Genomic DNA, 22,865 nt, shown 5'->3' with positions numbered 1-22,865 from the left:
CCCGCTCAAATAAAAGAGACAATGGGACATAATCAAACATAGACAAAGCTAATTCCAGCAGCAAGCGACTACACGTTCAAATAGAGCGAGAATAAGATAAGCGCCGTCAATGACTTCGCCTTGATTAAGTATTCCCCGCTTTACAATTCCCATCGCGCCAAAATAGTGCTAATTTTACATCACCTGTTGTGAATTTGAGCGAGTAGTCGACAAGCAGGAAGCCGTCACGCTTGGGTGTCGCTCATCCACAACCTGTTCTTATTGCCTTTGGAGGGAAGAAATGGCAACGAAGAAATCCAACAATGAACAGCGTGAATCCGCGAACGACAGTGCATCAACTGATGAACTCACCCAATTGAGAGAAATTATATTTGGGCAGGCCAATCGTGCGTTACAGCAACAAGTTACCGATTTAGAACACCAGATTACTCAGCGTTTCAGTGCGTTAGATCAGCAACTTAACCAAACCTTTGGCGATATCAGAAAACACATCTCAGACGAAATACAAGCTTTGTCGCAACGTTTAGATGCGTCAAATGATGCTCACAATTCCACGCAAAACGCTTTACAAGTGACGGCAGACAAGCTGCATTCTGATTTAGAAATTGCTGAAACGGTTGCCAAACAAGACAACGACGCACTAGAAAAACACATGGTGCAAGAGTTCGATAACTTGGAAACGTTAATGCAACAGCGGCACGAGGCCTTACTAGAACAGCTGAAACAAGTCACCAATGAACTGTCTGAAAACAAAACCGACAGAAAAACATTGGCCAGTTTACTCGCTACTATGGCGAACAACCTCGTTACCGATTAAATCAAACCCATGAATAACAGTGCGACCGCCGCCTCCACTTCTACCGACTCATCCATGGAGAAGATTCGTGAGTTAGTGATAGGTAAAGACGATAAATTCGTACAGCAAGCAGTACAGCGCAACGCAAAAAACATGGTTGTTGATGTGGTTTCTGAGGCGCTGCATGAACGAGAAGGACAAGATGGTTCGGTTAACAAAGTCCTTGTTCCTTTGGTTGAACGTTCTCTGCATCGCTCTATTGAAGCCAACAGCGAAAAAATTGTCGGTACCCTATATCCACTCGTCGGCACGTTAGTACGCAAAGCCGTATCGGCGTTTCTGGTCGACTTTGTTGAACGAACCAACGCGTTAATCGAACACAGTTTAAGCCCCAAAAGCATTACTTGGCGTTTAAAAGCATGGCAAGCCGGTATTCGCTATTCTGAATATGTGGCGTCGCAGGTTTACCAGTATCAAGTCCAACAGATTTTCGTTATTCATCGGGAAACTGGCACCCTACTACACACAGTTGCCAATGACCCCGATCGCACCAAAGACGCTGATTTAATGTCGTCTATGCTGGTGGCGATTAATGACTTTGTTGCCGACGCGTTTCACACGGCCGAGCAAGATACCGACAACGACATTGATGAAATTAAAACCGAAGCCTTTACCTTATTAACCAAAATAGGCCCTCAAGCCATTATTGTTGCAGCCGTGTCTGGTAGTGTCCCGCCGGAAATAAGGGCCAAGTTACAAGTGACGTTGGAGGAGTTTCACCGCTTTTACCAAAAGCCATTACAGGACTACCAAGGCGACAATAGTAGTTTTGCAGGGTGCGAAACACTACTCACTGATTGCTTGGTTAGCGAACGAAAAGACACATCAACAAAGAAAAAAAGCCTGTTGATGGGTGGCATAGTGATAGGTGTGGCATTACTGGCCATAATTTATTTGATTTTTGTGCGCCTCGAATTATCTCTTCTGCAATCCGACATCAATGAATTACCTCGTCCCGCAGGTATTGTGGTAACCAGCAACCGAGTTCAAGATGGGCAAGTACACTTAGACGTAATGCGCGATCCTAGCGCAGTGAGTATAAATGAATGGCTACGTCAGCACAGTATTGATGCTCAAGTGTTATCAATCAACGAATCGCCTTATGCATCAATGAGCCAGGATGTTATTCAGCAAAAGTTGGCAAACGTCTTGCTGCAGTACCCTTCGTTAACATACCTCAATAACGAGTTGAGCGGCTCACTCACAGCCTATGAAGCCAAACAATTTGAGCGTGCATTAGCGGCGATACCAGGCATTGATACCCTCGCGATATCGGTAGACAAGATCACTGTAGTCACTCCCAACCTGTCTGAAAACACCGCAACAGAGGCACTATTAACCGCACTTTCAGGTAAGTTAGCAACCAAGCCTATTATCTTTGCGCCCAATCAAGCTAACGTTTCAGCGGCGCAAATGGACGATATTACTTTTGTTGCTGGGGTAATTCGCCAGCTTCAAGCGCTAGCCAAACAGCAACAGCGCGAAATGACACTATTCGTGCTCGGCGCCAGTGATCACACCGGCGCCTCTGCACATAACCAACAACTCAGTGAGTCGCGAGCCTACAGTGTTATCCAAGCGCTTGAGTCGTTGAATATTGAAACCCGCTCACTGATCCCAATCGGCCTTGGGCAAGTCGAACTCGCCAAACCTGAGATGGGACGCAGTGTTTTCTTCCACGTTTTATTTTCTTCACCAAACACTCATGAGGTACACACGAAGTGATTCAAAAAAAAGTGTGCGTGCTTGGCCCCACTGGAGTGGGAAAAACCAGTTTAATTAAACAATTTGTCGACGGTATTTTTTCAGAGAAATACCAGACAACTATCGGCGTGAAAATTGATAAAAAGCAAGTTGTTCACAATGACAACCATGTGCAGTTACTGATCTGGGACTTAGAAGGTATCGACCGCTATTGCGGGTTTAACCCTCGCTATTTACGCGGTGCGAGTGCGTACATGATTGTGGTTGATCAAACCCGCGCACAATCGCTTATTGAAGGCATGGAAATACTAGACATGGCACAAGAGCAATATCCAGATGTACCCGCATTTTTCGTCGTTAACAAAACCGACCTACCGTCTAACTGGCACTGGACAGAAGAAGAGTTAACGAAGCACAGCGCCCGGTTTGCCAGTACCATTAAAACCAGTGCAAAAACCGGTGACAACGTTGAAGCGCTGTTTACCGATATTGCTTTTTGGGCAAACTGAACATGGATATTCAACTTCTCAATGCCCTAGGCGTAACAGATTGCGCTATTTTCACACCGATTGATACTAACCACTATGCTTGCCTAACACCTGAGGTGGAATGGAGCGCTCATATTCTCCCAGAAACAAAGGCCAATGAGCCATTTTCCAGTTTTCGGTCTTTGTTTCTCAACGATTTCTTATTTGATGCACAAGAAATTTGGCACGACGATACAGCTATGACCTTATCGTCGGGATATTGGAGTGAACAGATTGATGATCACACCCTGCGCCTAGAAGCATTGGCGATCAATAATGGTGAAGGCCAACATTTTTTAGTTGTAAAAAATGTTGCTGCCCAATTCGCAGAAAAACAAAAAACCTTGCAGGCCGCACGTGAATTACTGCTAAGTCATCATGAAATTGTGGGGCAACACGAGTATATTCGCCATCGTCTTGACGAAGCACTGCTGAACAATCAAAAATTCGATACTTTATTACCCCCACTCAAACAAACCATCCACCATTTAGACACGGGCGTGGTGATATTAGACAAGCATCAACATACCATCATCGACAACAGAGCCGCTAAAAAACTGCTTCTTTGTAATGAAGACAACAACAGTGGCAGCATGTTGCAACAATTTATGCGTGATGTCAGTATTCCCGACGGGTTCTTACCCTCATTAGTAGACAAAAAAGCACCGTGGCAAGGCGAGTTGTACTGGCAAGCCGACGAGGCGCACGAGGCGTGGCTACAACTCACAATTCATCCGGTATTAAATGATAACACCCTAACCCATTGGATTTTTCTTTTTACCGACATCACCCACATTCACAATAAAGAAGATGCAGTGTTACCCGCCACAGGGTTAGACTCACTCACTCGTGTTGCCAATCGTAACTACTACAATACCTACACACGAAAACTGGTTAAACAGGGCGCGCCTTTTACCCTAATTACCATTGATATTCGCGCCTTTAAAAAAATTAACGAAAAACTCGGTTATCACTCAGGCGACGAAATACTGCGGCATTTTGCCCAGCGCCTTCAGAATTTTGTTGGCCACAACGGTTTTGTTGCCCGAATTGGAAGTAACGAATTTGCCGTTGTGAAGCAATTCGATGCTCCTTCACGCCAGCAGATTGAACACTACGCCAGTACAATGCTGGCTTTATTAGTCAAAACGTATACGTCGCTGCAAGGAGCTGAATCTAACCTGTCGGTTAATATGGGCATTGCGAACTTTCCAGAGCACGCCACACAAGCTGACGAGTTACTGCACCACAGTGATATTGCCCTTCAAATTGCTAAATATCAGGGTAAAAATACCACCTTAATTTACGATGAAGACTTAAAACGTCAGCAACAAGCCATGTCGACGATGGAAGCTCAGCTGCGTGACGCAATTGCAAACCAACAACTCGAACTCTTTTTACAGCCCATTGTAGATCTGCATTCGGGACAGGTGGTGAAATGCGAAGCCTTGACTCGCTGGCGATTAGATGACGGTAGCTTTATTCCTCCCGACGTATTTATCCCGCTGGCAGAACGCACCGATCTCATTTTACCCTTTGGGGAATGGCTGATTCAGGAAGCGTGCCGTACGTTAGAAAGTTTATCCTGTGCCAATATTGATATCAGGCTCGCCATTAATATTTCAGGAAGGCAGGTGGTTGACGCTGCGTTACTGGCGCAAATACAAACGGCACTGAAACAGTTTAATGTTGGCGCCGACAATTTGTCGATTGAGTTAACCGAAAGTGTGCTAATAGACAGTTTAGACACCGTCTCGGTGCTACTCAATGAATTGCGGGCGCTCGGTATTACCATTTCTATCGACGATTTTGGTACCGGCTTCAGCTCCTTAGTGTATTTGAAGCGACTCCCAATAGATGAGTTAAAAATAGACCGCTCTTTTGTACGAGACCTGAGCGAAAACACAGACGATCAAGCCATTATACAAGCGATCTTAAGCTTAGCGAAAAGCCTTAATTTGCAGATTATTGCCGAAGGGATTGAGACGCAAAGGCAACAAGACTTTCTCGTCTCTCACGAATGCACCTATGGTCAAGGCTATTTTTATGACAAGCCGCTAACCGTGAGCGAGTTTATTGCCAAACGACTCGCCCCCAAAAAAGCTGACTAATGGTTTTCAGGTGCGGTTCGCTGCGCTTCTAATACCCGTACTATATCGTCGGCTTGAGTGAGTCGGCGAATTGCATCAAACAAAACGTGCGCTTGAGGGTATTGGCGTTTTAGGTATCCGCACCACTGCTTAATGCGGTTGGGATAGTACCGACCTTTATCACCGAATATTTCAAACCCTGAGTAATTAATTAATAGTTCGGTCAGTGCTTCCCACGACATAGGCGTTTGAGTGCCTCGAATACAATGAGCCAGATTAGGTAGCGCCAACGCACCTCGGCCAATCATCAGGTTTTCACACCCTGATTGCTGTTGGCAATTGAGCGCATCTTCCCGACTCCAAATTTCGCCATTGGCAATAATCGGAATATCGGTATGCTGTTTCATCTTTGCTATCCAATCCCAATAAGCAGGTGGCTTATAACCTTCAGTTTTGGTACGCGCATGCACCACCAGTTCAGACGCACCCGCGTCTGCAATGGCACAAGCATTGTCGATAGCTAACGATTTGTCTTCAAAACCCAAGCGAATTTTCGCAGTAACAACTTGATCAGCAGGTACCGCCTCGCGTACGGCTTTAACAATGTCGTAAAGCTGCTGGGTGTACTGCAGTAATACCGCGCCGCCTTTGCTCTTATTCACCGTTTTAGCTGGGCAACCAAAGTTTAAATCAATCCCGGGAGAGCCCAGTTCAACGGCCTGCAAGGCGTTTTCGGCTAACCATTGTGGATGCTGGCCAAGCAGTTGTACCCTCACTGGCACACCTGCAGGGGTTTTACTGCCGTTTAACAACTCAGGGCATAAACGAAAAAAGGTCTTTTTAGGCAGCTTTTGATCAACCACACGTACAAATTCGGTTACACATAAATCAAAGCCGCCGACGCGGGTCAGCATATCACGCATCAGGTGATCAACAACGCCTTCCATTGGGGCTAATACGACTTTCATGAAACCTCTGTACCTTGTGAGAGAATTAAAGACTAACGCAGATGGGTAGGTGCCCCGTATTCCGGCCAGTAAAACGGCGCGGATTGTAGCAAAAATGCCAAACGAGCGCGAAGAGAATCGGTGTTATTTCCGGTGTTTTTGTTGACGTATTTGGCACTGGGTAAGAATGTGTCGACGCTGTTGATCGTCGGCCTGAGACCAACCCGTAATTTCGTCGATATGGCGATAACACCCAACACAGACGTCATCAAAATTTAGACAACAATTGCCAATACAAGGTGACGTGATTGCAGGTAGCGTATTTGTTTTATGCTGATTGACCGATTTCATCTTGTTGTAGCCAGTCTTGACTCATCCACACACAAATATACACCGGATACACGTGGTGGAGGTATTGATTAAATTCATCCACGGATGTGCACTGGTGCTTAACCAAATGCTGGGCCAAACCGTCATAAATAAGTGCTGTAAATTGGTACACAATCCCCTCCTTTTGAGAGGATTATACGTTTAGACGTCCAGAAATCCAAACGTCTGTTAAAATAATTTATGTCTGTGCAGTGTAAAGCCTTCACAAAACGTCAACTTAAAGTGACGCTTTGTGAAACTTTGCCCTATAAATTGGCTAAAACAAACTCAATCCCGCTACTAACGGCAACCACTTGTGCTTGGTTACAAATATCCGGCGTTGCTGTTGGGCTATCTGGGTACACTTCTGTTGTGGTACAGAAACGCGCGTTGGCGAACCCACCACACAAGAACAATGCTGGTTTGTCGTAACAAATCACGCCTTCAGATTCTACCTCTGCGCCAATGATCTTGCCGTTTTCATCTGCCGGTGCGATGTGTGTCACGGCTTTTACGGCGTTAATAATTGCCTGTTGAAAAGCCATCTGAGGCTGATTCGTATCGGCAACCAAATAAAACCCGTCAGGAATGTTCCAATTATCGTGTGTTGTGCCATCACGAGCAGCTAGCGCAGGGCGAAACTCTGAGTTGTCGGTGTCGGTTGTTTCGTGTAAATCGATATGCATCGTAATATCGAGCTTGAGACTTTGCACAAACTGCATAATCGCAGCGGGTTCAGCCGCTGGAGAGTCGGGATAAAAAGAACGATTGGGATCTAACGCTTTCGGGTTCCAACGATTGATGGTTTCATAGCCCCACGGACTGACGCAAGGCGCGATAATGAGGTTACATTTATCTAGGTAATGTGCAGCTTCTGTGCGCGCAAACAGGAGCGCACCTTGAACACCACTGGTTTCATACCCGTGTACCCCACCAGTTACGAGTACTGTAGGTTTGTTTACATCAATGGCTTCACTCAAATAAGCAAATAACGGATAACGAGCTTCATCATAAGGTAATGCTCCGTATTGCACTAGGGCTAAGCCCTCGACGTGCAGCTCTAACTTATCGAGTACTTCTTCTTTATAACTGCGTTTAATGGTTTGTGCTTCAAACCATTGTGCTTTTTCATCGTCACTCCAAGGTGTTCCCGGAGTGCCAATTGGATAGGCGCTCATTGCTACTCCTGTCGTTTTTATTATTGCAATGGCCTAAGCGTATCATGAATTTCCATTTAACAAAGGTGAAGAAACCTGTTGCAATGAACAACTATCTCAAGACACAAGGAAAGTTATGAAAGTATTCGCTACGGTTGTGCTTTGTAGTGCCTTAAGTTACTCGGCATTAGCCGCTGAGCCACTACGAGTTAATCTTTCTTACGATGATGCTCTGGAAAGCCAGTTGGCTAACGTGATCCCTGTTCTCAATCGGTATCAAGTAAAAGGCTCTTTTTACGTTGTACCGAGTTATGACGGATTCACATCACATCAGCCTGAATGGGCCAGCATTGCTCAACAAGGCCACGAATTAGGTAATCACAGCCTCACTCATCCGTGTCAGGCTAGCTTACCAGGCAGAGAATGGGTTGCTGCTGACAATGACCTCGATACCATGAGTGTTGAAGACATGCTTGAACAAGTAAAACAAGCCAACGAGGTGTTATTTGCGGTTGATGGTAAAACGGAGCGTTCTTACACCCCACCCTGCGGCGACAAGTTAGCAGGCGGCAAAAACTATATTCCCGCACTCGCTGGGCTATTCACGGGGATAAAATGGTGGGAATTTGATAAAGAAACTGAAACGGTCTACATGCCAGAGAACAGTTCGACACAAGATCTTATCGAGATGCTAAACAAGGTTCCCGAATCGACAAAAATAGTGACTTACATTTTTCATGGCGTGGGAGGCGATTATATAGCGGTATCTAGTGAAGCCCATGAAGGGTTTGTGAAATACCTAGTAGATAACAAAGACAAATACAACGTAGATACGTATACGGCTCACCGTAAAGCAATGAAAAATCATTAGGGATTTAGGGCTTCTCCCCCCTTGCGGACACCAAAAAGCAAAAAACCAGCCCGAAGGCTGGTTTTTCAATTGGCGTCCCCTAGGGGATTACAACAGGCTCCTGCCTGTTGCCCTTCGGGCCGTGCTTCGCACGTTCACCACTGTTCCCGACAGTGGTGTCGAACCCCAAGTCTATCTTTAGTAATACGATGAAAGATCTAATGAAAAAGTTCGATATGATGGTGTAATCAAAGGGCTTCTCACCCCTTGCGAACACCAAAAAGCAAAAAACCAGCCCGAAGGCTGGTTTTTCAATTGGCGTCCCCTAGGGGATTCGAACCCCTGTTACCGCCGTGAAAGGGCGGTGTCCTAGGCCTCTAGACGAAGGGGACAAAAAATCTTCTTCACAAAGCAAAGCTTTGTGGATTTTTTGTAAGGCGAAGTGAGCGCAGCGAACTGAGCGACCTTCCTCTTACAAATCTAGACTCTTGTCTCGAAAGCTAGTTCTACCTAGCCTCCAGCCTATACTCACAGTTAAAGGACTGTGACACCTTGAAAATGGCGTCCCCTAGGGGATTCGAACCCCTGTTACCGCCGTGAAAGGGCGGTGTCCTAGGCCTCTAGACGAAGGGGACAAAAAATCTTCTTCACAAAACAAAGCTTTGTGGATTTTTTGTAAGGCGAAGTGAGCACTGCGAACTGAGCGACCTTCTTCTTACAAATCTAGACTCTTGTCTCGAAAGCTAGTTTTATCTAGCCTCCAGCCTATACTCACAGTTAAAGGACTGTGACACCTTTAAAATGGCGTCCCCTAGGGGATTCGAACCCCTGTTACCGCCGTGAAAGGGCGGTGTCCTAGGCCTCTAGACGAAGGGGACAGAAATTTTGCTAGCAAAGCATTCGCTTTGCTAAATTTCTGTAAGGCGAGATGAGCTCTGCGAAATCGAGCGACCTTATTCCTTACTGAAATTTCCGTCCGAAGGTTATTAAACCTCCAGCCTATACTCACAGTTAAAGGACTGTGAAACCTAAAATTCTTGGTGGAGCCAGGCGGGATCGAACCGCCGACCTCTTGCATGCCATGCAAGCGCTCTCCCAGCTGAGCTATGGCCCCGTGTCATCACACTCATCTTTTCAGATGACTCTTCCGTGACAGCGGGGCGCATTCTAGGCATCCACCGAGATCATGTCAACGGTTTTTTTACGAATTTTCTCTGTTTGCTATAAAAGCGAGCGCCTTGCTTATTCTGTCATCAATTTTCGCCTGCGAGAGTAAATTCAGAGTAATATCAAGGGAAGGAGAGTTACCTCCGCCTGTAGCAGCAACACGCAAAGGCATCCCTACTTTACCCATTCCAATTTCCAATTCTTCTGCTGTTCCATTAATAGCAGCTTGGATATTTTCCGGATTCCATTCAGTAATTGCAGCTAATTTCGCTTTTACTACTTCGAGGGCCTCTTTTGCCACTGGACGAAGATGCTTCTTAGCTGCGTTCGCATCAAACTCTTCAAAGTCTTGATAGAAATAACGGCTTATCTCTGCCAACTCTTTTAACGTTTTCACACGGTCAGCTTGAATGGCAATCACGTCGGTTAACGCTGGGCCTGTTGAAACATCGATGCCTTGTTGATCAAAATGCCATTGCGCATGTGCTGCAACTTCTTCAACTGGCATGGTCTTAATATAGTGTTGGTTTAACCAAATCAGCTTTTCTGTATTAAAAGCCGAGGCTGAAGGGCTGATGTTGTCTAAACTGAACAAGTTAATCATTTCTTCTTCTGAGAAAACCTCTTGATCACCATGAGACCAACCCAAGCGAACCAGATAGTTCATTACCGCTTGTGGCAAATAACCATCATCGCGATATTGCATCACACTCACTGCGCCATGACGTTTAGATAGCTTTTTGCCATCATCACCCAAAATCATAGAAACGTGTGCATATTCTGGAATGGGAGCACCTAGCGCATTAAGGATATTAATTTGGCGAGGCGTGTTGTTGATGTGGTCTTCACCACGTACAACGTGAGTAATGCCCATATCCCAGTCGTCGACAACCACACAGAAGTTATAGGTAGGCGTACCATCACTGCGCTGAATAATAAGATCATCCAACTCAGTGTTGCTGATTTCAATTTTTCCACGCACATGGTCATTAATGACGACTGTGCCGTCTAGCGGGTTTTTAAAGCGAATAACAAAAGGCTGGCCTTCTGGGTGATCAGTACGATCACGCCAGGTACCTGGGTAACGTGGTTTTTCACCTTTGGCTTTCTGCTCTTCACGAATCGCGTCAAGTTCTTCTGCCGGCATAAAGCACTTATAAGCTTGACCATTATCGAGAAGCTGCTGAATAAGCTCTTTATAACGGTCGAAGCGATCAGTTTGATAAATAGGCCCTTGGTCCCATTTAAGACCTAACCACTCCATACCATCTAAAATAGCTTGTTTCGCTTCATCAGTAGAACGTTCAATATCTGTATCTTCGATACGTAATACAAACTGACCACCTTGTTTTTTGGCATATAGCCATGAATACAATGCCGTGCGCGCGCCACCTACGTGAAGGTAACCTGTAGGGCTGGGGGCAAATCGAGTAACAACCGACATAATAACTCTCTGTTATTTGTGTTAGAAAATGCCGCGTATTCTATCAATCATTGCCACTACTAATAAAGAAATGCACAGATGAAACTGCATAAAAGATGAAATAAACCGAGCTAAAGCGAAGAAACTGCCGAAATTAAATACAAGTTGTATGCAACACGACCCGAAATGACTACTTTTGCAGCAAACAAACATTTTGTTTTATTTTAGTGTTGACACAAAAAGTTCGCCCCCTATAATACGCCCCACTTGTCGGACACGACAACGGAAACAAAGCGGACGCTTAGCTCAGTTGGGAGAGCATCGCCCTTACAAGGCGAGGGTCACTGGTTCAAGCCCAGTAGCGTCCACCACTCTTTAGTTTCCACAAAAATTTGTATTTTAGATGGACGCTTAGCTCAGTTGGGAGAGCATCGCCCTTACAAGGCGAGGGTCACTGGTTCAAGCCCAGTAGCGTCCACCACTCTTTCAGAGTGAAGTGTTGGTCACTGGTTCAATAAATTCGTTACGAGCCACAGCAACGTCCACCACTCTCTAAGAATACAAATTGACAATATGGACGCTTAGCTCAGTTGGGAGAGCATCGCCCTTACAAGGCGAGGGTCACTGGTTCAAGCCCAGTAGCGTCCACCACTTCCCCTTATATTTCCATATATTCATAAAACAAGAGACACTGGTTCAACACTTCGTTGCGAGCCACAGTAGCGTTCATCACTTCTCCTATATTTCAATACATTCATAAAACAAAGAGACACTGGTTCAACACTTCGTTGCGAACCACCGGATTTCAACACACTCCCCCAACCTTATTCGTTGTTTTTATTTTAATTTTCGCGCTATGCTGTTGTTATCATATCGTTAACTCTGAGCATGTATGACTCACCCTGAAACACCCGCTGCGATTCTTGCAATTGACCAAGGCACAACCTCTTCTCGCGCTATTGTTTTTTCTCCCAGCGGAGAAGTGTTATTTCAAGCCCAGCAAGACTTTACTCAGCACTTCCCTCAAACGGGTTGGGTAGAACACGACCCTACAGAAATTTGGCAGGTCACACTGAAAGTGTGCAAAGACGCCATTGCCCAAGCCTCTCAAGCGGGTATTGTGATTAAAGCGTTAGGTATTACCAATCAACGTGAAACCACGGTGGTTTGGAACAAGTCTACCGGCGAACCTATCTACCCAGCGATAGTATGGCAAGACAAGCGTACGGCTGAATGGTGCGCCCAACATGGCCAACACAACAAAACGGTTACCCACAAAACAGGCCTTCGTATCGACCCCTATTTCTCAGCCACAAAAATTCACTGGATCTTAAATAATGTTGACGGTGCAAAAACACAAGCCGAGGCTGGCGAACTGGCATTTGGGACTATCGACTCATTCCTGATTTGGCAACTAACTACAGGAAAAGTCCATGCCACAGACACCACCAATGCTTCGCGAACCCTACTGTTTAATATTCGTGATATGGCATGGGACAATGCGCTATTGGCCCTTTTCGATGTCCCCGAAACCATGCTTCCTAAAGTCAAAGAGTCTGCGGATGACTATGGCGTAACAGCAGCAGGTCTACTTCCCTACCCCATTCCGATTTGCGGTGTAGCGGGCGACCAGCAAGCGGCATTAATTGGTCAATGCTGTTTTGAAAAAGGCATGATGAAAAGTACCTATGGCACAGGCTGTTTCGCGTTAGCAAATACGGGTACCGATATTGTTTATTCCCAAAACCAGCTACTGACAACCGTTGGTTATACGATCAATGGTGAAACCCACTATGCCTTAGAAGGATCAATATTTATCGCAGGAGCTGCCATTCAGTGGTGTCGCGATGGCATTGGTATACTCAACGACGCCAAAGAGTCCGAGGGTTTCGCGCGTACTTTAGACGATGAACATGGCGTGGTGATGGTCCCAGCTTTCGCTGGTCTAGGCGCTCCTTATTGGGATTCGGAAGCCAAAGGCAGTGTGTTTGGCCTTACGCGCGGTACAACCCAAGCCCACTTAATTCGAGCAGCTTTAGAATCGGTGTGTTATCAAACCCATGACTTAATGGCCGCTATGGCGGCTGACGGGATACCCGTAGAACAGCTAGCCGTTGATGGCGGTATGGTCGCCAATCAATGGTTTTGCCAATTTTTGGCTAACTTGTTAGGCCTCCCAGTAACACGACCTTTTGTTAAGGAAACCACTGCATTAGGCGCAAGTTATCTCGCAGGCTTGTATGCTGGCTTAATAAGCGACACCACCAGCCTGAAACAACAAAACCCAGTACAAACCCAATACGACCCGAAATGTGAAGCCTCTGTTAGGCAAAGCCAAATTGAACGATGGCAACGAGCGGTTGCTGCAACACGCCTATTTAGCCAACAATGAGCTTGAAATTACACTACGTTTCACGCCCATTTCGGGTTACAGTGCTTAGTATGACAGTTGGTGTAACCACGCAGCGAGAGCACTATGATTGACCCAAAAATAGCGCGAACAACACGCGTATTGATAATAGAACATCAATCGATGGACCAGGGCCACATTAAATATGCGCTGCAAGAGTTAGGCTTTCAACGGATTGCGGTTGCCGTGAATGTTGATGACGCCGAAATAAAAATCAATGACCACAAATTTGACGTCATCTTATGCGCGTATGATCTGGAAAAAACCCAAGACGGTTATTTTTTATATGAAAAGTTAAAAGCGCACAAACAAATTACCCCTGACGTGGCATTTCTGTTTATCAGTGCTGAAACAACGCCTGATATTGTACACAGTATTGTTGAACTCCAACCCGACGACTTCCTAGCCAAACCCTTTTCAGTCAGCGAGTTAGAAAAACGATTAGAAAAAATCCTGCGGCGTAAATCGGTTCTCAAACCGGCATTGGCACTCATGGGGAGTGAAAAATATATTGAGGCATTGAGTGAAGTAGACAGCGTACTAACTCAGAAAAATTTAGCTGAATTTTTCCCGTATGCGTTGCGCATTAAAGGGGAGCTGTTATTGGCAATGCAGCGTTTTGACGAAGCCAAAGAATTTTACCAAGCAGTACTGAATGTACAGCATTTCAATTGGGCGCATATTGGCCTAATTCAAACGTTCATTGCTCTTGATATGGATGATGAAGCAGAAAAAAACATCATCGACTTAGCATTCAAACCAGAATCATCGCTCGCCGCCTATGATTTGTTAGCAAGCCTGCATATGAAACGCGAAGATTACGACGACGCGTTAGAAAGTGTTTTATTAGCCCGTGACATATCACCTCGAAATCAGGAACGAAACAAGCAAGCATTTGACCTTTCTCGTATTGTTCACGATTATTCAGGCCAGTTTGAAGCGGCCAAGCATATTGTAAAAATGGCAAAAAATTCGCTTTACGACAAGCCCGAGCATTACCTCAATGTGGCGCGGGCTGGCATTGATTACGCCATGACAACGCAAGACGACAGTGTTACCGAGGTACTACATCAATCACAGGATTATTTAAAACAGTTAACACAGCAGCACCCCAAGGCCAATGTTGCTGAAGCCTTGACCGTTATTCAAGCGAGGCAATATTACTTAAAAGATGATATCGACAATGCTAAAGCGCTGTTGAACCAACTCAATGATGCACAATGGGAAGCCGACCCTATTGAATCTTTGCTCGATAAAGCCAAAGCGTTTCACGAAGTTGGATTACATGACCACGCGCTCAATATTTTGGATGAAATAGAAAGTCGTTGTGAACAAAACCCAAATCAAGGGGCGCTATTTCTAAGATACATACAAAACCAAAAAGCAGAAAAATCAGCAATACGTATGACACCGAAGGAGTTGAATAATGACGCGGTGTCCCAATATGATAAAGGCGACATAACCAATGCGCTTCGTCGGTTCCGTGAAGCATTTACGTTAATGCCAAAGAACCCTTCGATCGCGTTAAACTTGTTGCAAGCCACTGTGGTAAAAATGCGAGAGCACACACTGCAACTCGATGAATTTGATCAACAACGCCCCATGATTTTTCAGTGTATGGAGACGTTAGAAAACAGCTCGTTAACAGACGAACAAATCCAGCGCTATGATCAAATTCGGATGATTCTGCAACAGTGGCTGAATTAATTTAGCGACTCTTACCAAAGGATTGTAATGCGCTCATTTCCATCGTTCGCAACATTTACACAGCAGTTTGATGCCGCATTAGACCAAGCACATGAATCACAACGCCCCATACTGGTTGAATTTGGTGGTGACTGGTGTAAATGGTCACATCGGATGCATCTTTTGCTGTCTTCCAAAGAAGCTCTAGTACGGCTGCAAAAGGTAATTTACCTGCGATGCCCCGTAGAGCAAGATGGCCGCATTCCTTTTGACGAAGACCGAGATATCCCTACTTTTAATTCAGTGCCACATTTTGTGCTCTTTGATCCAGAAGGTTGTGTTATTGACAGTCAACACACAGAACCCTTTGAACGTTTTTGGTTCTATAAAAAAGCGGCTGTGTATGATTACATCGATAAATGTGGAGCATACCCCAACGTCCCTGTCCCGCCGCTCAAATGGCGCTAATGAAGACCGTTATGACGTTAAGGAAAGTGTTTCGACTATTAACTCGTCTGGTGTTAACCGCCATAGGTATGGCTTTGATCATATCGACTGGCACCACATTAATGGATTACGCGGTGAACCCTGCGCAACTGTTTCATACAAAAAGCAGTGTCAACTGGACAGTGGTATCCGATACTTTTTTCAGTTGGTTTTGGCCTCTTACGCTGGCCTTTATTCCTGCTTCATCACTTTTTGTTTGGTTGAGGTTCAAACTCCGGCAATTTCGCATTAGTCGTGGTGAGTAGCGAATGCCTCGTCACTCAAAAGACTGCTTGTAAACCACTACTTGCTCGTCAAATACCGCGTCTTGATAGTGCTGAAAATGGTCAAACTCCATACCCAGTTTCTTCATAATTCCGATAGATGCAAGATTGTCTGGCATCGCAATCGCTGAAAACACTTGTACACCGCTTTCAAAGAGGGTATCTCGTACGCGTTCAGCGGCCTCAGATGCTAGGCCTTTCCCCCAATATTCCCGCATAAACCGCCACCCCAATTCCAAGTTATCCATTTCTGCAGAATCGGTGAAATAACCATAAGGGCGCACAAGTATCCAACCTATCGGTGTTTTCGCGGTGTCTTTCAAGCAGGCCTTCCACAGCCCCCACCCCCGCTCGCGATATGCATACGCATTGAGCCTGGGAAGAAAAACATTATCGATGTCATCTCTGGGCGTCGGCTTGCCACCATTGAGAAATCGCATCACTTCAGGGTCTTGATCTAGCTGAAACAAAAAATCAGCGTCTTGAGCTGTTACAAAGTGGAAACTCAAACGGGCACTATCTGGAATTTCAAACATGGTATTAGCCGCCTAACATTGCTAAGTGACGGGTGGCGCCAGTGTTACCATCGTGTAGGTAATGCGACGCTTTTTTATCGGTTAACAAAGCGCGAATATGAGCTTGCAGAGCCGACACGTCACCGGCCTGAATAACAGGGCGCAAATCCAAACCTTGTTCACTAAACAAGCACAGATGCAATTTGCCTGTGGCGGCGATTCTTAAGCGGTTACAATCAGAACAGAAATCTTTGCTGTATGGCATGATAAGGCCCAGCTTACCGAGATAATCGGGGTGAACAAATTCTTGTGCTGGCCCCGCGTCTTTGGTTTTCATCACCGGTTGCCAGCCCTCTGCCAATAGCTTTTCTTTAACCGGAGCGCCGCGCATATGATGTTGTTCAAAAAACGCCGGATGGTCGCCAGTTTCCATTAACTCAATGAATCGCAAAGTAATTGGCTTGTCTTTAATCCAAGAAAGGAAGTGATGCCAATCGCCTTTCATCAAATGGCGCATCAGCACCGCATTCACTTTAACTTTCATACCTAGTTCAAGGGCTTTATCAACACCTAAAAGAATGCGCTTTAGATTATCATTGCCCGTAATCGCGGCAAATTGACGAGGATCGAGTGAATCAATGCTTACATTTACTTGGTCTAACCCAGCGTCGTACCAGTCTTTGGCATATTGCGCCAAACGCAAACCATGAGTGGTCATAGCGACTTTACGCACCCCTTCGGTGCTGGCTGTTGATGCGATGATATGAGTAAGATCTCGACGCAAGCTAGGTTCACCACCGGTAATGCGTATCTTACGCGTGCCCAAACCAGCAAACGCCTGTACCACCGTTTGAATTTCTTTTTCAGACATGAACTTATCACCGGTCGGCTGATAGCCATCCGGTAAACAATATTGACAGCGAAAATTACAGGCTTCGGTAATCGACAGTCTTAAATAATAAAAACGGCGACCAAATGTGTCTTGTAGCAAAAGCAACGAGCTCGTGTTTGGAGAAAGTCTCTACCATGCCATAATCAGCATTTTTCTCAATACCTATCATGGCATAGCCTATAACTATCGGGGCGAACTGCCGCCAGTGTTAAGCGTCGAGAGGAACCCAAAAGCGATGCTGACGAGGTAAGTAGTAATTGTCGTAATTCAACGACAGCACGACATTTTCAGTTCGGCCTATAATTTCCTGTCTTGGTACAAAGCCGATAAAACGAGAATCTGCACTATTGTCTCGGTTATCACCTAACACTAAATAATGCCCTTGAGGCACTGTAACGGTTGCGAAACTAGAAAACGACGAAGGTTGGTTTTGCAGTCTGACCTTATGGGTTATTTGCCCTAGTGTTTCAATTTGCTCTCGCCATGCTGTAGTGCGTGTCACGGCCTCATAATTCGCTGCTTGGCCATTGATATACAACACGTTATTTTGCATGCTTATGGTGTCGCCTGGTACCCCAATAACGCGTTTTACCAAACGCTTATCCGACGCTTCAGAGTCAAACACAATGATATCACCACGAGCTGGGTCGGCGATTCGCTTAACGGATTGATGCGTAAAAGGGATTCGAAGGTCATATGCCATTTTATTCACCCAAATACGGTCACCCTCGACAATAGTTGGCAACATCGAGCCTGTTGGTACGGTATTCCAATCGGCAACAGCGCTCCTAAAAACGCACATGAGTAAAATAAACAGCATCAAAGAACGATACTCTTTCCATAGTTGTTTCATTTTTTGACTTTTCATTATTGCTCTCCTTCAGCATTAATAATAAGAACAACGAAATGTGTAAATGGTTCCCCTAGACATCTTCTCTTCTTCATTTGCCTAATTTTAGCTAGACTGCCTAAAACACTTCAATATAAAACCTGATGCCCAAATCTCGACATGCCATAGACCCCGATACGCCAATGCATTGGCAAGTTTTACGTCAACTGTGGCCCTATTTACTCGAATTTAAAACCCGCGTGGTACTCGCCTTGGTGTGCTTAATACTGGCGAAAATAGCCAGTGTTGCCTTGCCCTTTGTTCTCAAACACACCGTCGACGCCCTCAATAGTGATGGCATGTTACTTCTCACTGTTCCACTGGCCTTAATAACGGCTTACGGCACCCTACGCTTTTTCAATGTAATACTAGGTGAAGTGCGCGATACACTTTTTGGCCGTGTAACCGAAAGGGCCATGCGTCGCCTCGGGCTAACAGTATTCAAACATCTGCATCGGCTAGATTTACACTATCACTTGAACCGTCGCACTGGGGGCCTGTCTCGCGATATAGAGCGCGGTACCAGTGGCATTAGTTTTGTAATGCGTTTTATGGTGTTCAATATTGTGCCAACCTTCGTTGAGTTAGCGATGGTGGTTGGTATTCTCTATCAACAATACGGTATCGAGTTTGCGCTAATTATTCTGGTAGCTGTTGTCCTTTACGTTGCATTTTCGGTCAAAGCAACGAATTGGCGAACGCGTTTCGTGCGCCAAATGAATCAAGCAGACTCAACAACAAACACCAAAGCCGTAGACAGCTTATTAAATTACGAAACCGTAAAATACTTTAACAACGAAGCATTTGAGGCTGAACGCTACGATCATAACTTAGCACAATGGGAGAGCGCACGACGTAAAAACCGCTTGTCACTATTTGCACTCAATGCTGGCCAAGCATTTATTATTGCCAGCGCAATGACGAGTATGATGGTACTTGCAGCGCTGCAAGTACAGGCAGGGAAAATGACCATTGGCGACTTTGTCCTAATCAATGCGTTTACCATGCAAATCTTTATGCCTTTGAACTTCTTGGGCTTTGTCTATCGTGAAATCAGAGGTTCACTGGCTAACATTGAAAACCTCTTTGCCATTTTACGCCAACAACCCGCCATTTCCGCACCAAACGATGCGCCAGAAATGCATATCAAACACAGTGTGATTAAGTTTGACCGAATCAGCTTCTACTATAAACGTGGACAGGACGAACGACAGATTCTTGATAACCTGTGTTTTGAGATACCAGCGGGAAGCAAAGTTGCTATTGTTGGAGAGAGTGGCGCGGGTAAATCCACTATCGTAAAGTTACTATTTCGATTTTACGACCCAACCGAAGGTACCATTACGATAGATGGTCAGGAAATTAACCAAGTCACACTTGATTCATTGCGTAAACACATTGGGATAGTGCCTCAAGATACTGTATTGTTTAATGACTCAATTTTGGAAAATATTCGTTATGGCAACCCTCACGCAACAGACGATGACGTACATAAAGTCATCGTATTAGCACACCTAAACGACTTTATAGCAAGATTACCTGAGGGGCTGTCAACGCAGGTAGGTGAAAGGGGAATGAAATTATCGGGCGGAGAAAAGCAACGTATCGCCATAGCCAGAGCTTTACTGAAAGCCCCTCCAATTCTCGTTTTCGACGAAGCCACTTCATCTTTAGACAGCCAGTCGGAACAAGCCATCATTGGCGCTCTTAAAGAGGCAGCAAAGGGGCATACCAGCTTGGTCATTGCGCACAGACTATCTACCATTGTTGATGCTGACCAAATTTTAGTGATGCAACAAGGCCGTATTATCGAACAAGGTACTCATGCTACCCTGTTAGCAGAACAAGGTTATTACAAAGCCTTGTGGGATGCCCAACAAAAACAACAGCATTAGTCATTATGGACCCACTACTGATAAAACAAGCCATTAACACCGTTATGCCATTCGGCAAATATGCCGGACGGCGACTATTCCATTTACCTGAGCCGTATTTGGTATGGTTTTATCAACAAGGCTTTCCTAATAACAAACTTGGTCAACAACTGGCGCTAATGTATGAAATTAAACTAAATGGCATGGAAAAGGTGGTTGAACCGCTACTTGACGAAGATTAAGTTGTATTACTGCCATTTGTTTACACTAAAATTACCCATATTTAACAGTCTGTTATCTACGACCAATAGCGCTTTGCGATAGGCCAAGCCGAGTGCTAAAGTGTCGCTCCTACTGCCTTGAGGAGCGACATTTTGACGATAAAACTGGCGACTTTTTCGCTGGCTGCAACTGACAAGCATGGTCTGTTAGCGGCTGCGAGTTCATCACATTTTTTAGCCGTTGGCGCCTTGGTTCCCCACATACGTACAGGCGTTGGGATCATCCTCACTCAATCTGTCGCTAACCCTAAAGCGGTCGACGCAAGCCTAGATACACTAAGCGCAACTCGCGACCCTCAACAAGCGCTCAATACGTTTCTACATGACGATGCAGAAAAGAGTTTCCGCCAAGTTGCCATACTTTCCGCCTCCGGTAAATCGACGTTCTTTTGTGGGGTTAATTGTGTAGGGGCAGTGGAAGTAAGAACGGGAGACGGCTACATCGCCATAGGTAACCGCTTAAAACAAGGGACTATTGCTTGTCTTACTGATCACTTCGAGGCGTTTCAAGGGCACAAAAACGATTTATTACAGTCGATTATTAGTGCGTTCATGCAAACAGAATCAGCGTTAGATGAGCCACGAGGAAAACTCGCCGCCGCGATCATCGCCAAGCAAAAAGCGGCTGGCTATTCAGGCTCAGATACACTGGTTGATCTTCGAATCGATGCGGCAAACCAAGCCTGTTATCAACTGTATCAACTGTTTGAGGTACACAAGTTGTATCAACCGAGTTATTTGTGTGGTTCTCACAGCGATATCGGCGAGCTTTCTCAAGAGCAACTTGATCTGGTAGTACAATTTACAGAACAAGATGAAGTAGAGCGCTGGGGAAAAGCCTTCGAAATTAATAACATGGCACACTTATTCGATATGGAAGCGGGCAAAATTAATCAGCGTTTCTTCGCCAGTGTGCCGCACTACTTAGCCCTCACCCGCCGTTAGCCCAATTAAAAAAGGCGCTGAGGTTTCACACCTAGCGCCTTTTTCGCACATGCAATTAGTCTTACTTGCGTAAGTGGTCAGCCACCAAAAACGCTAATTCCAATACTTGGTCTGCGTTCAAACGTGGGTCACATTGTGTTTTGTAGGCTTCTTTCAAATCGTCATCACCAATTTGATAAGCACCACCGGTACACTCTGTCACGTGTTGGCCTGTCATTTCTAAGTGAATACCACCAGCATGAGTGCCTTCTGCTTCGTGCGCGCCGAAGAATTGCTTAATCTCACTCAGGATTGCATCAAAGTTACGGGTTTTAAAGCCGCTGCTTGATGTAATGGTATTGCCGTGCATTGGGTCTGAACTCCACACCACATGGCGACCTTCTTCTTTCACGCGGCGTAACAATGCAGGTAAGTTTTGCTCAAGATTGCCTGCGCCCATGCGCGTGATTAACGTTAGACGACCAGGGTCATTCGTCGGGTTCAAGGCGTCAATCAAACGGATTAGCTCGTCTGGTTGCATGCTTGGCCCAACTTTCACACCAATTGGGTTGTGTATACCACGGAAGAATTCAATATGAGCATGATCTAACTGACGCGTACGCTCGCCAATCCACACCATGTGTGCAGAACAGTCGTAAGGCTTACCCGTGAGTGTATCTATGCGAGTCAACGCTTGCTCATAGTTCAACAACAAGGCTTCGTGAGACGTAAACAATGAAGTTTCATGCAAGGTTGGTGTATTGCTGGAATTGATCCCAATTACGTCCATAAACTCAAGAGAGTCTTGAATACGCTTTGCAATGTCTTGGTATTGTTCCTTCATGGGGTTGTTTTCCAAGAAGGTCATATTCCAGCGGTTTACTTCGTGTAAATCAGCCAAACCACCTTGTGCAAATGCGCGAAGTAGGTTCAATGTGGCTGAACTTTGATGATAAGCTTCGAGTAAGCGATTAGGATCAGGCATACGAGCCGCTTCGGTGAACTCGATACTATTGATGATATCGCCGCGATAACTGGGTAATGAGATACCGTTTCGCGTTTCTAAATCGGCTGAACGTGGTTTGGCGTATTGTCCAGCCATACGCGCCACTTTAGTGACTGGGCAGCGGCCGGCAAAGGTCAACACAATGGCCATTTGCAACAATACTTTAAAAGTATCGCGAATTTTTGGCGCGTTAAACTCACTAAACGATTCAGCACAATCGCCACCCTGAAGTAAAAAGCCTTTACCCTGACTGACCTGTCCTAGCTGTTTACGAAGCTCACGGGCTTCAGCAGCAAAAACCAGCGGTGGATAAGAACTCAGCTTGTTCTCTACGTCTGCTAGTAATGCTTTGTCTTCGTAGGTCGGTTGTTGGAGGATTGGCTTATTGCGCCAACTATCCGGTTGCCAGTTGCTCACTTATCGTCCTCGTTTAAATATGGGTGGTTAAATGGCCGACAAGCTTAACACAAATAGTTAGCCTGACACGGCTAATTTATCGATTGATTTGATTATATTTAATGCCGAAAG

Annotated in this window: 21 protein-coding genes and 7 tRNA genes; 15 read left to right on the top strand and 13 right to left on the bottom strand. The window is 45.5% G+C overall.

Translation table 11 applies throughout. From position 1 onward, the window contains the following. The first annotated feature begins 280 nt into the window (after positions 1 to 280). From ACXAH6_RS00215 to ACXAH6_RS00200, 4 genes are read left to right on the top strand one after another with little or no spacing between them, the layout of a single operon-like run. Entirely contained in the window at positions 281 to 817 is a 537-nt protein-coding gene (locus ACXAH6_RS00215) for a hypothetical protein (protein ID WP_474874610.1), read from the top strand. Positions 818 to 826: 9 nt separating this feature from the next. Next, positions 827 to 2,581, top strand: coding sequence for an OmpA family protein (locus tag ACXAH6_RS00210; RefSeq protein ID WP_474874609.1), 1,755 nt, complete (start codon positions 827 to 829; stop codon positions 2,579 to 2,581). Then, positions 2,578 to 3,069 (top strand): Rab family GTPase, encoded by a 492-nt coding sequence (locus ACXAH6_RS00205; protein ID WP_474874608.1) that lies wholly within the window; start codon positions 2,578 to 2,580, stop codon positions 3,067 to 3,069. The genes ACXAH6_RS00210 and ACXAH6_RS00205 overlap by 4 nt, the downstream gene beginning before the upstream one ends. A 2-nt stretch (positions 3,070 to 3,071) precedes the next feature. Beyond that, a complete protein-coding gene (locus ACXAH6_RS00200; RefSeq protein WP_474874607.1) occupies positions 3,072 to 5,198 on the top strand; it encodes a putative bifunctional diguanylate cyclase/phosphodiesterase in 2,127 nt (708 codons plus the stop codon). Here the strand turns inward: ACXAH6_RS00200 and ACXAH6_RS00195 are convergent. From ACXAH6_RS00195 to ACXAH6_RS00180, 4 genes are all read right to left on the bottom strand, one after another. Further along, a complete protein-coding gene (locus tag ACXAH6_RS00195; RefSeq protein ID WP_474874606.1) occupies positions 5,195 to 6,145 on the bottom strand; it encodes a tRNA-dihydrouridine synthase in 951 nt (316 codons plus the stop codon). The two genes, ACXAH6_RS00200 and ACXAH6_RS00195, sit on opposite strands and share 4 nt — an antisense overlap. Positions 6,146 to 6,268: 123 nt before the next feature. Further along, positions 6,269 to 6,475, bottom strand: a complete 207-nt coding sequence (locus tag ACXAH6_RS00190; protein ID WP_474874605.1) for a DUF1289 domain-containing protein — start codon at positions 6,473 to 6,475, stop codon at positions 6,269 to 6,271. Beyond that, a complete protein-coding gene (locus ACXAH6_RS00185; RefSeq protein ID WP_474874604.1) occupies positions 6,453 to 6,626 on the bottom strand; it encodes a hypothetical protein in 174 nt (57 codons plus the stop codon). The genes ACXAH6_RS00190 and ACXAH6_RS00185 overlap by 23 nt, the downstream gene beginning before the upstream one ends. A gap of 133 nt (positions 6,627 to 6,759) precedes the next feature. Continuing rightward, complete coding sequence (locus tag ACXAH6_RS00180) at positions 6,760 to 7,671, bottom strand: M14 family metallopeptidase (RefSeq protein WP_474874603.1); 912 nt, start codon at positions 7,669 to 7,671, stop codon at positions 6,760 to 6,762. A gap of 115 nt (positions 7,672 to 7,786) precedes the next feature. On the opposite strand from ACXAH6_RS00180, the gene ACXAH6_RS00175 reads away from it, so the two are divergent. Then, complete coding sequence (locus ACXAH6_RS00175) at positions 7,787 to 8,521, top strand: polysaccharide deacetylase family protein (RefSeq protein WP_474874602.1); 735 nt, start codon at positions 7,787 to 7,789, stop codon at positions 8,519 to 8,521. 295 nt (positions 8,522 to 8,816) lie between these two features. On the opposite strand, the gene ACXAH6_RS00170 is transcribed toward ACXAH6_RS00175, so the two are convergent. From ACXAH6_RS00170 to gltX, 5 genes are all read right to left on the bottom strand, one after another. Next, a tRNA-Glu gene (locus ACXAH6_RS00170) sits at positions 8,817 to 8,892 on the bottom strand. A 167-nt stretch (positions 8,893 to 9,059) separates the two neighbouring features. Further along, a tRNA-Glu gene (locus ACXAH6_RS00165) sits at positions 9,060 to 9,135 on the bottom strand. Between the two features lie 167 nt (positions 9,136 to 9,302). After that, positions 9,303 to 9,378 (bottom strand) — tRNA-Glu (locus tag ACXAH6_RS00160). 160 nt (positions 9,379 to 9,538) lie between these two features. Beyond that, a tRNA-Ala gene (locus ACXAH6_RS00155) sits at positions 9,539 to 9,614 on the bottom strand. Between the two features lie 87 nt (positions 9,615 to 9,701). Next, positions 9,702 to 11,111 carry a glutamate--tRNA ligase gene (gene gltX / locus ACXAH6_RS00150; protein ID WP_474874601.1) on the bottom strand — a complete coding sequence of 470 codons (1,410 nt, stop codon included), beginning with the start codon at positions 11,109 to 11,111 and terminating at the stop codon, positions 9,702 to 9,704. A 274-nt stretch (positions 11,112 to 11,385) separates the two neighbouring features. Here gltX and ACXAH6_RS00145 point away from each other — a divergent pair. The 7 genes from ACXAH6_RS00145 to ACXAH6_RS00115 all read left to right on the top strand — a co-directional run bounded on the left by ACXAH6_RS00145 (position 11,386) and on the right by ACXAH6_RS00115 (position 15,938). Continuing rightward, positions 11,386 to 11,461, top strand: a tRNA-Val gene (locus tag ACXAH6_RS00145). Positions 11,462 to 11,495: 34 nt separating this feature from the next. Then, positions 11,496 to 11,571 (top strand) — tRNA-Val (locus ACXAH6_RS00140). Between the two features lie 94 nt (positions 11,572 to 11,665). Further along, positions 11,666 to 11,741, top strand: a tRNA-Val gene (locus tag ACXAH6_RS00135). Positions 11,742 to 11,982: 241 nt separating this feature from the next. Beyond that, complete coding sequence (gene glpK / locus ACXAH6_RS00130; RefSeq protein WP_474874600.1) at positions 11,983 to 13,482, top strand: glycerol kinase GlpK; 1,500 nt, start codon at positions 11,983 to 11,985, stop codon at positions 13,480 to 13,482. 84 nt (positions 13,483 to 13,566) lie between these two features. Continuing rightward, positions 13,567 to 15,207 (top strand): response regulator, encoded by a 1,641-nt coding sequence (locus ACXAH6_RS00125; protein ID WP_474874599.1) that lies wholly within the window; start codon positions 13,567 to 13,569, stop codon positions 15,205 to 15,207. A gap of 27 nt (positions 15,208 to 15,234) precedes the next feature. Next, the gene (locus ACXAH6_RS00120; protein WP_474874598.1) at positions 15,235 to 15,654 is read left to right on the top strand and encodes a thioredoxin family protein; all 420 of its coding nucleotides are present in this window, start codon (positions 15,235 to 15,237) and stop codon (positions 15,652 to 15,654) included. 11 nt (positions 15,655 to 15,665) lie between these two features. Beyond that, positions 15,666 to 15,938 carry a hypothetical protein gene (locus tag ACXAH6_RS00115; protein WP_474874597.1) on the top strand — a complete coding sequence of 91 codons (273 nt, stop codon included), beginning with the start codon at positions 15,666 to 15,668 and terminating at the stop codon, positions 15,936 to 15,938. 11 nt (positions 15,939 to 15,949) lie between these two features. Here the strand turns inward: ACXAH6_RS00115 and ACXAH6_RS00110 are convergent, their stop codons facing one another. The 3 genes from ACXAH6_RS00110 to lepB all read right to left on the bottom strand — a co-directional run bounded on the left by ACXAH6_RS00110 (position 15,950) and on the right by lepB (position 18,231). After that, positions 15,950 to 16,492 (bottom strand): GNAT family N-acetyltransferase, encoded by a 543-nt coding sequence (locus tag ACXAH6_RS00110; RefSeq protein ID WP_474874596.1) that lies wholly within the window; start codon positions 16,490 to 16,492, stop codon positions 15,950 to 15,952. 4 nt (positions 16,493 to 16,496) lie between these two features. Beyond that, complete coding sequence (moaA, locus tag ACXAH6_RS00105) at positions 16,497 to 17,462, bottom strand: GTP 3',8-cyclase MoaA (RefSeq protein ID WP_474874595.1); 966 nt, start codon at positions 17,460 to 17,462, stop codon at positions 16,497 to 16,499. 109 nt (positions 17,463 to 17,571) lie between these two features. Next, on the bottom strand, positions 17,572 to 18,231 hold the full coding sequence (gene lepB, locus ACXAH6_RS00100; protein WP_474874594.1) for a signal peptidase I: 660 nt from the start codon (positions 18,229 to 18,231) through the stop codon (positions 17,572 to 17,574). A 125-nt stretch (positions 18,232 to 18,356) separates the two neighbouring features. On the opposite strand from lepB, the gene ACXAH6_RS00095 reads away from it, so the two are divergent. From ACXAH6_RS00095 to ACXAH6_RS00085, 3 genes are all read left to right on the top strand, one after another. Then, the gene (locus ACXAH6_RS00095; protein ID WP_474874593.1) at positions 18,357 to 20,147 is read left to right on the top strand and encodes an ABCB family ABC transporter ATP-binding protein/permease; all 1,791 of its coding nucleotides are present in this window, start codon (positions 18,357 to 18,359) and stop codon (positions 20,145 to 20,147) included. Between the two features lie 5 nt (positions 20,148 to 20,152). Beyond that, positions 20,153 to 20,368: a DUF3820 family protein gene (locus ACXAH6_RS00090; protein WP_474874592.1), complete on the top strand. Its 216-nt coding sequence runs from the start codon at positions 20,153 to 20,155 to the stop codon at positions 20,366 to 20,368. Positions 20,369 to 20,500: 132 nt separating this feature from the next. Further along, positions 20,501 to 21,352 carry a DUF1028 domain-containing protein gene (locus ACXAH6_RS00085; RefSeq protein WP_474874591.1) on the top strand — a complete coding sequence of 284 codons (852 nt, stop codon included), beginning with the start codon at positions 20,501 to 20,503 and terminating at the stop codon, positions 21,350 to 21,352. A 61-nt stretch (positions 21,353 to 21,413) separates the two neighbouring features. On the opposite strand, the gene ACXAH6_RS00080 is transcribed toward ACXAH6_RS00085, so the two are convergent. Beyond that, positions 21,414 to 22,754 carry a class II 3-deoxy-7-phosphoheptulonate synthase gene (locus tag ACXAH6_RS00080; protein WP_474874590.1) on the bottom strand — a complete coding sequence of 447 codons (1,341 nt, stop codon included), beginning with the start codon at positions 22,752 to 22,754 and terminating at the stop codon, positions 21,414 to 21,416. Between the last annotated feature and the right edge of the window lie 111 nt (positions 22,755 to 22,865).

The organism is Alteromonas sp. ABE4_545 (assembly GCF_056161325.1).
This window is presented reverse-complemented; position numbering and strand designations above follow the sequence as displayed.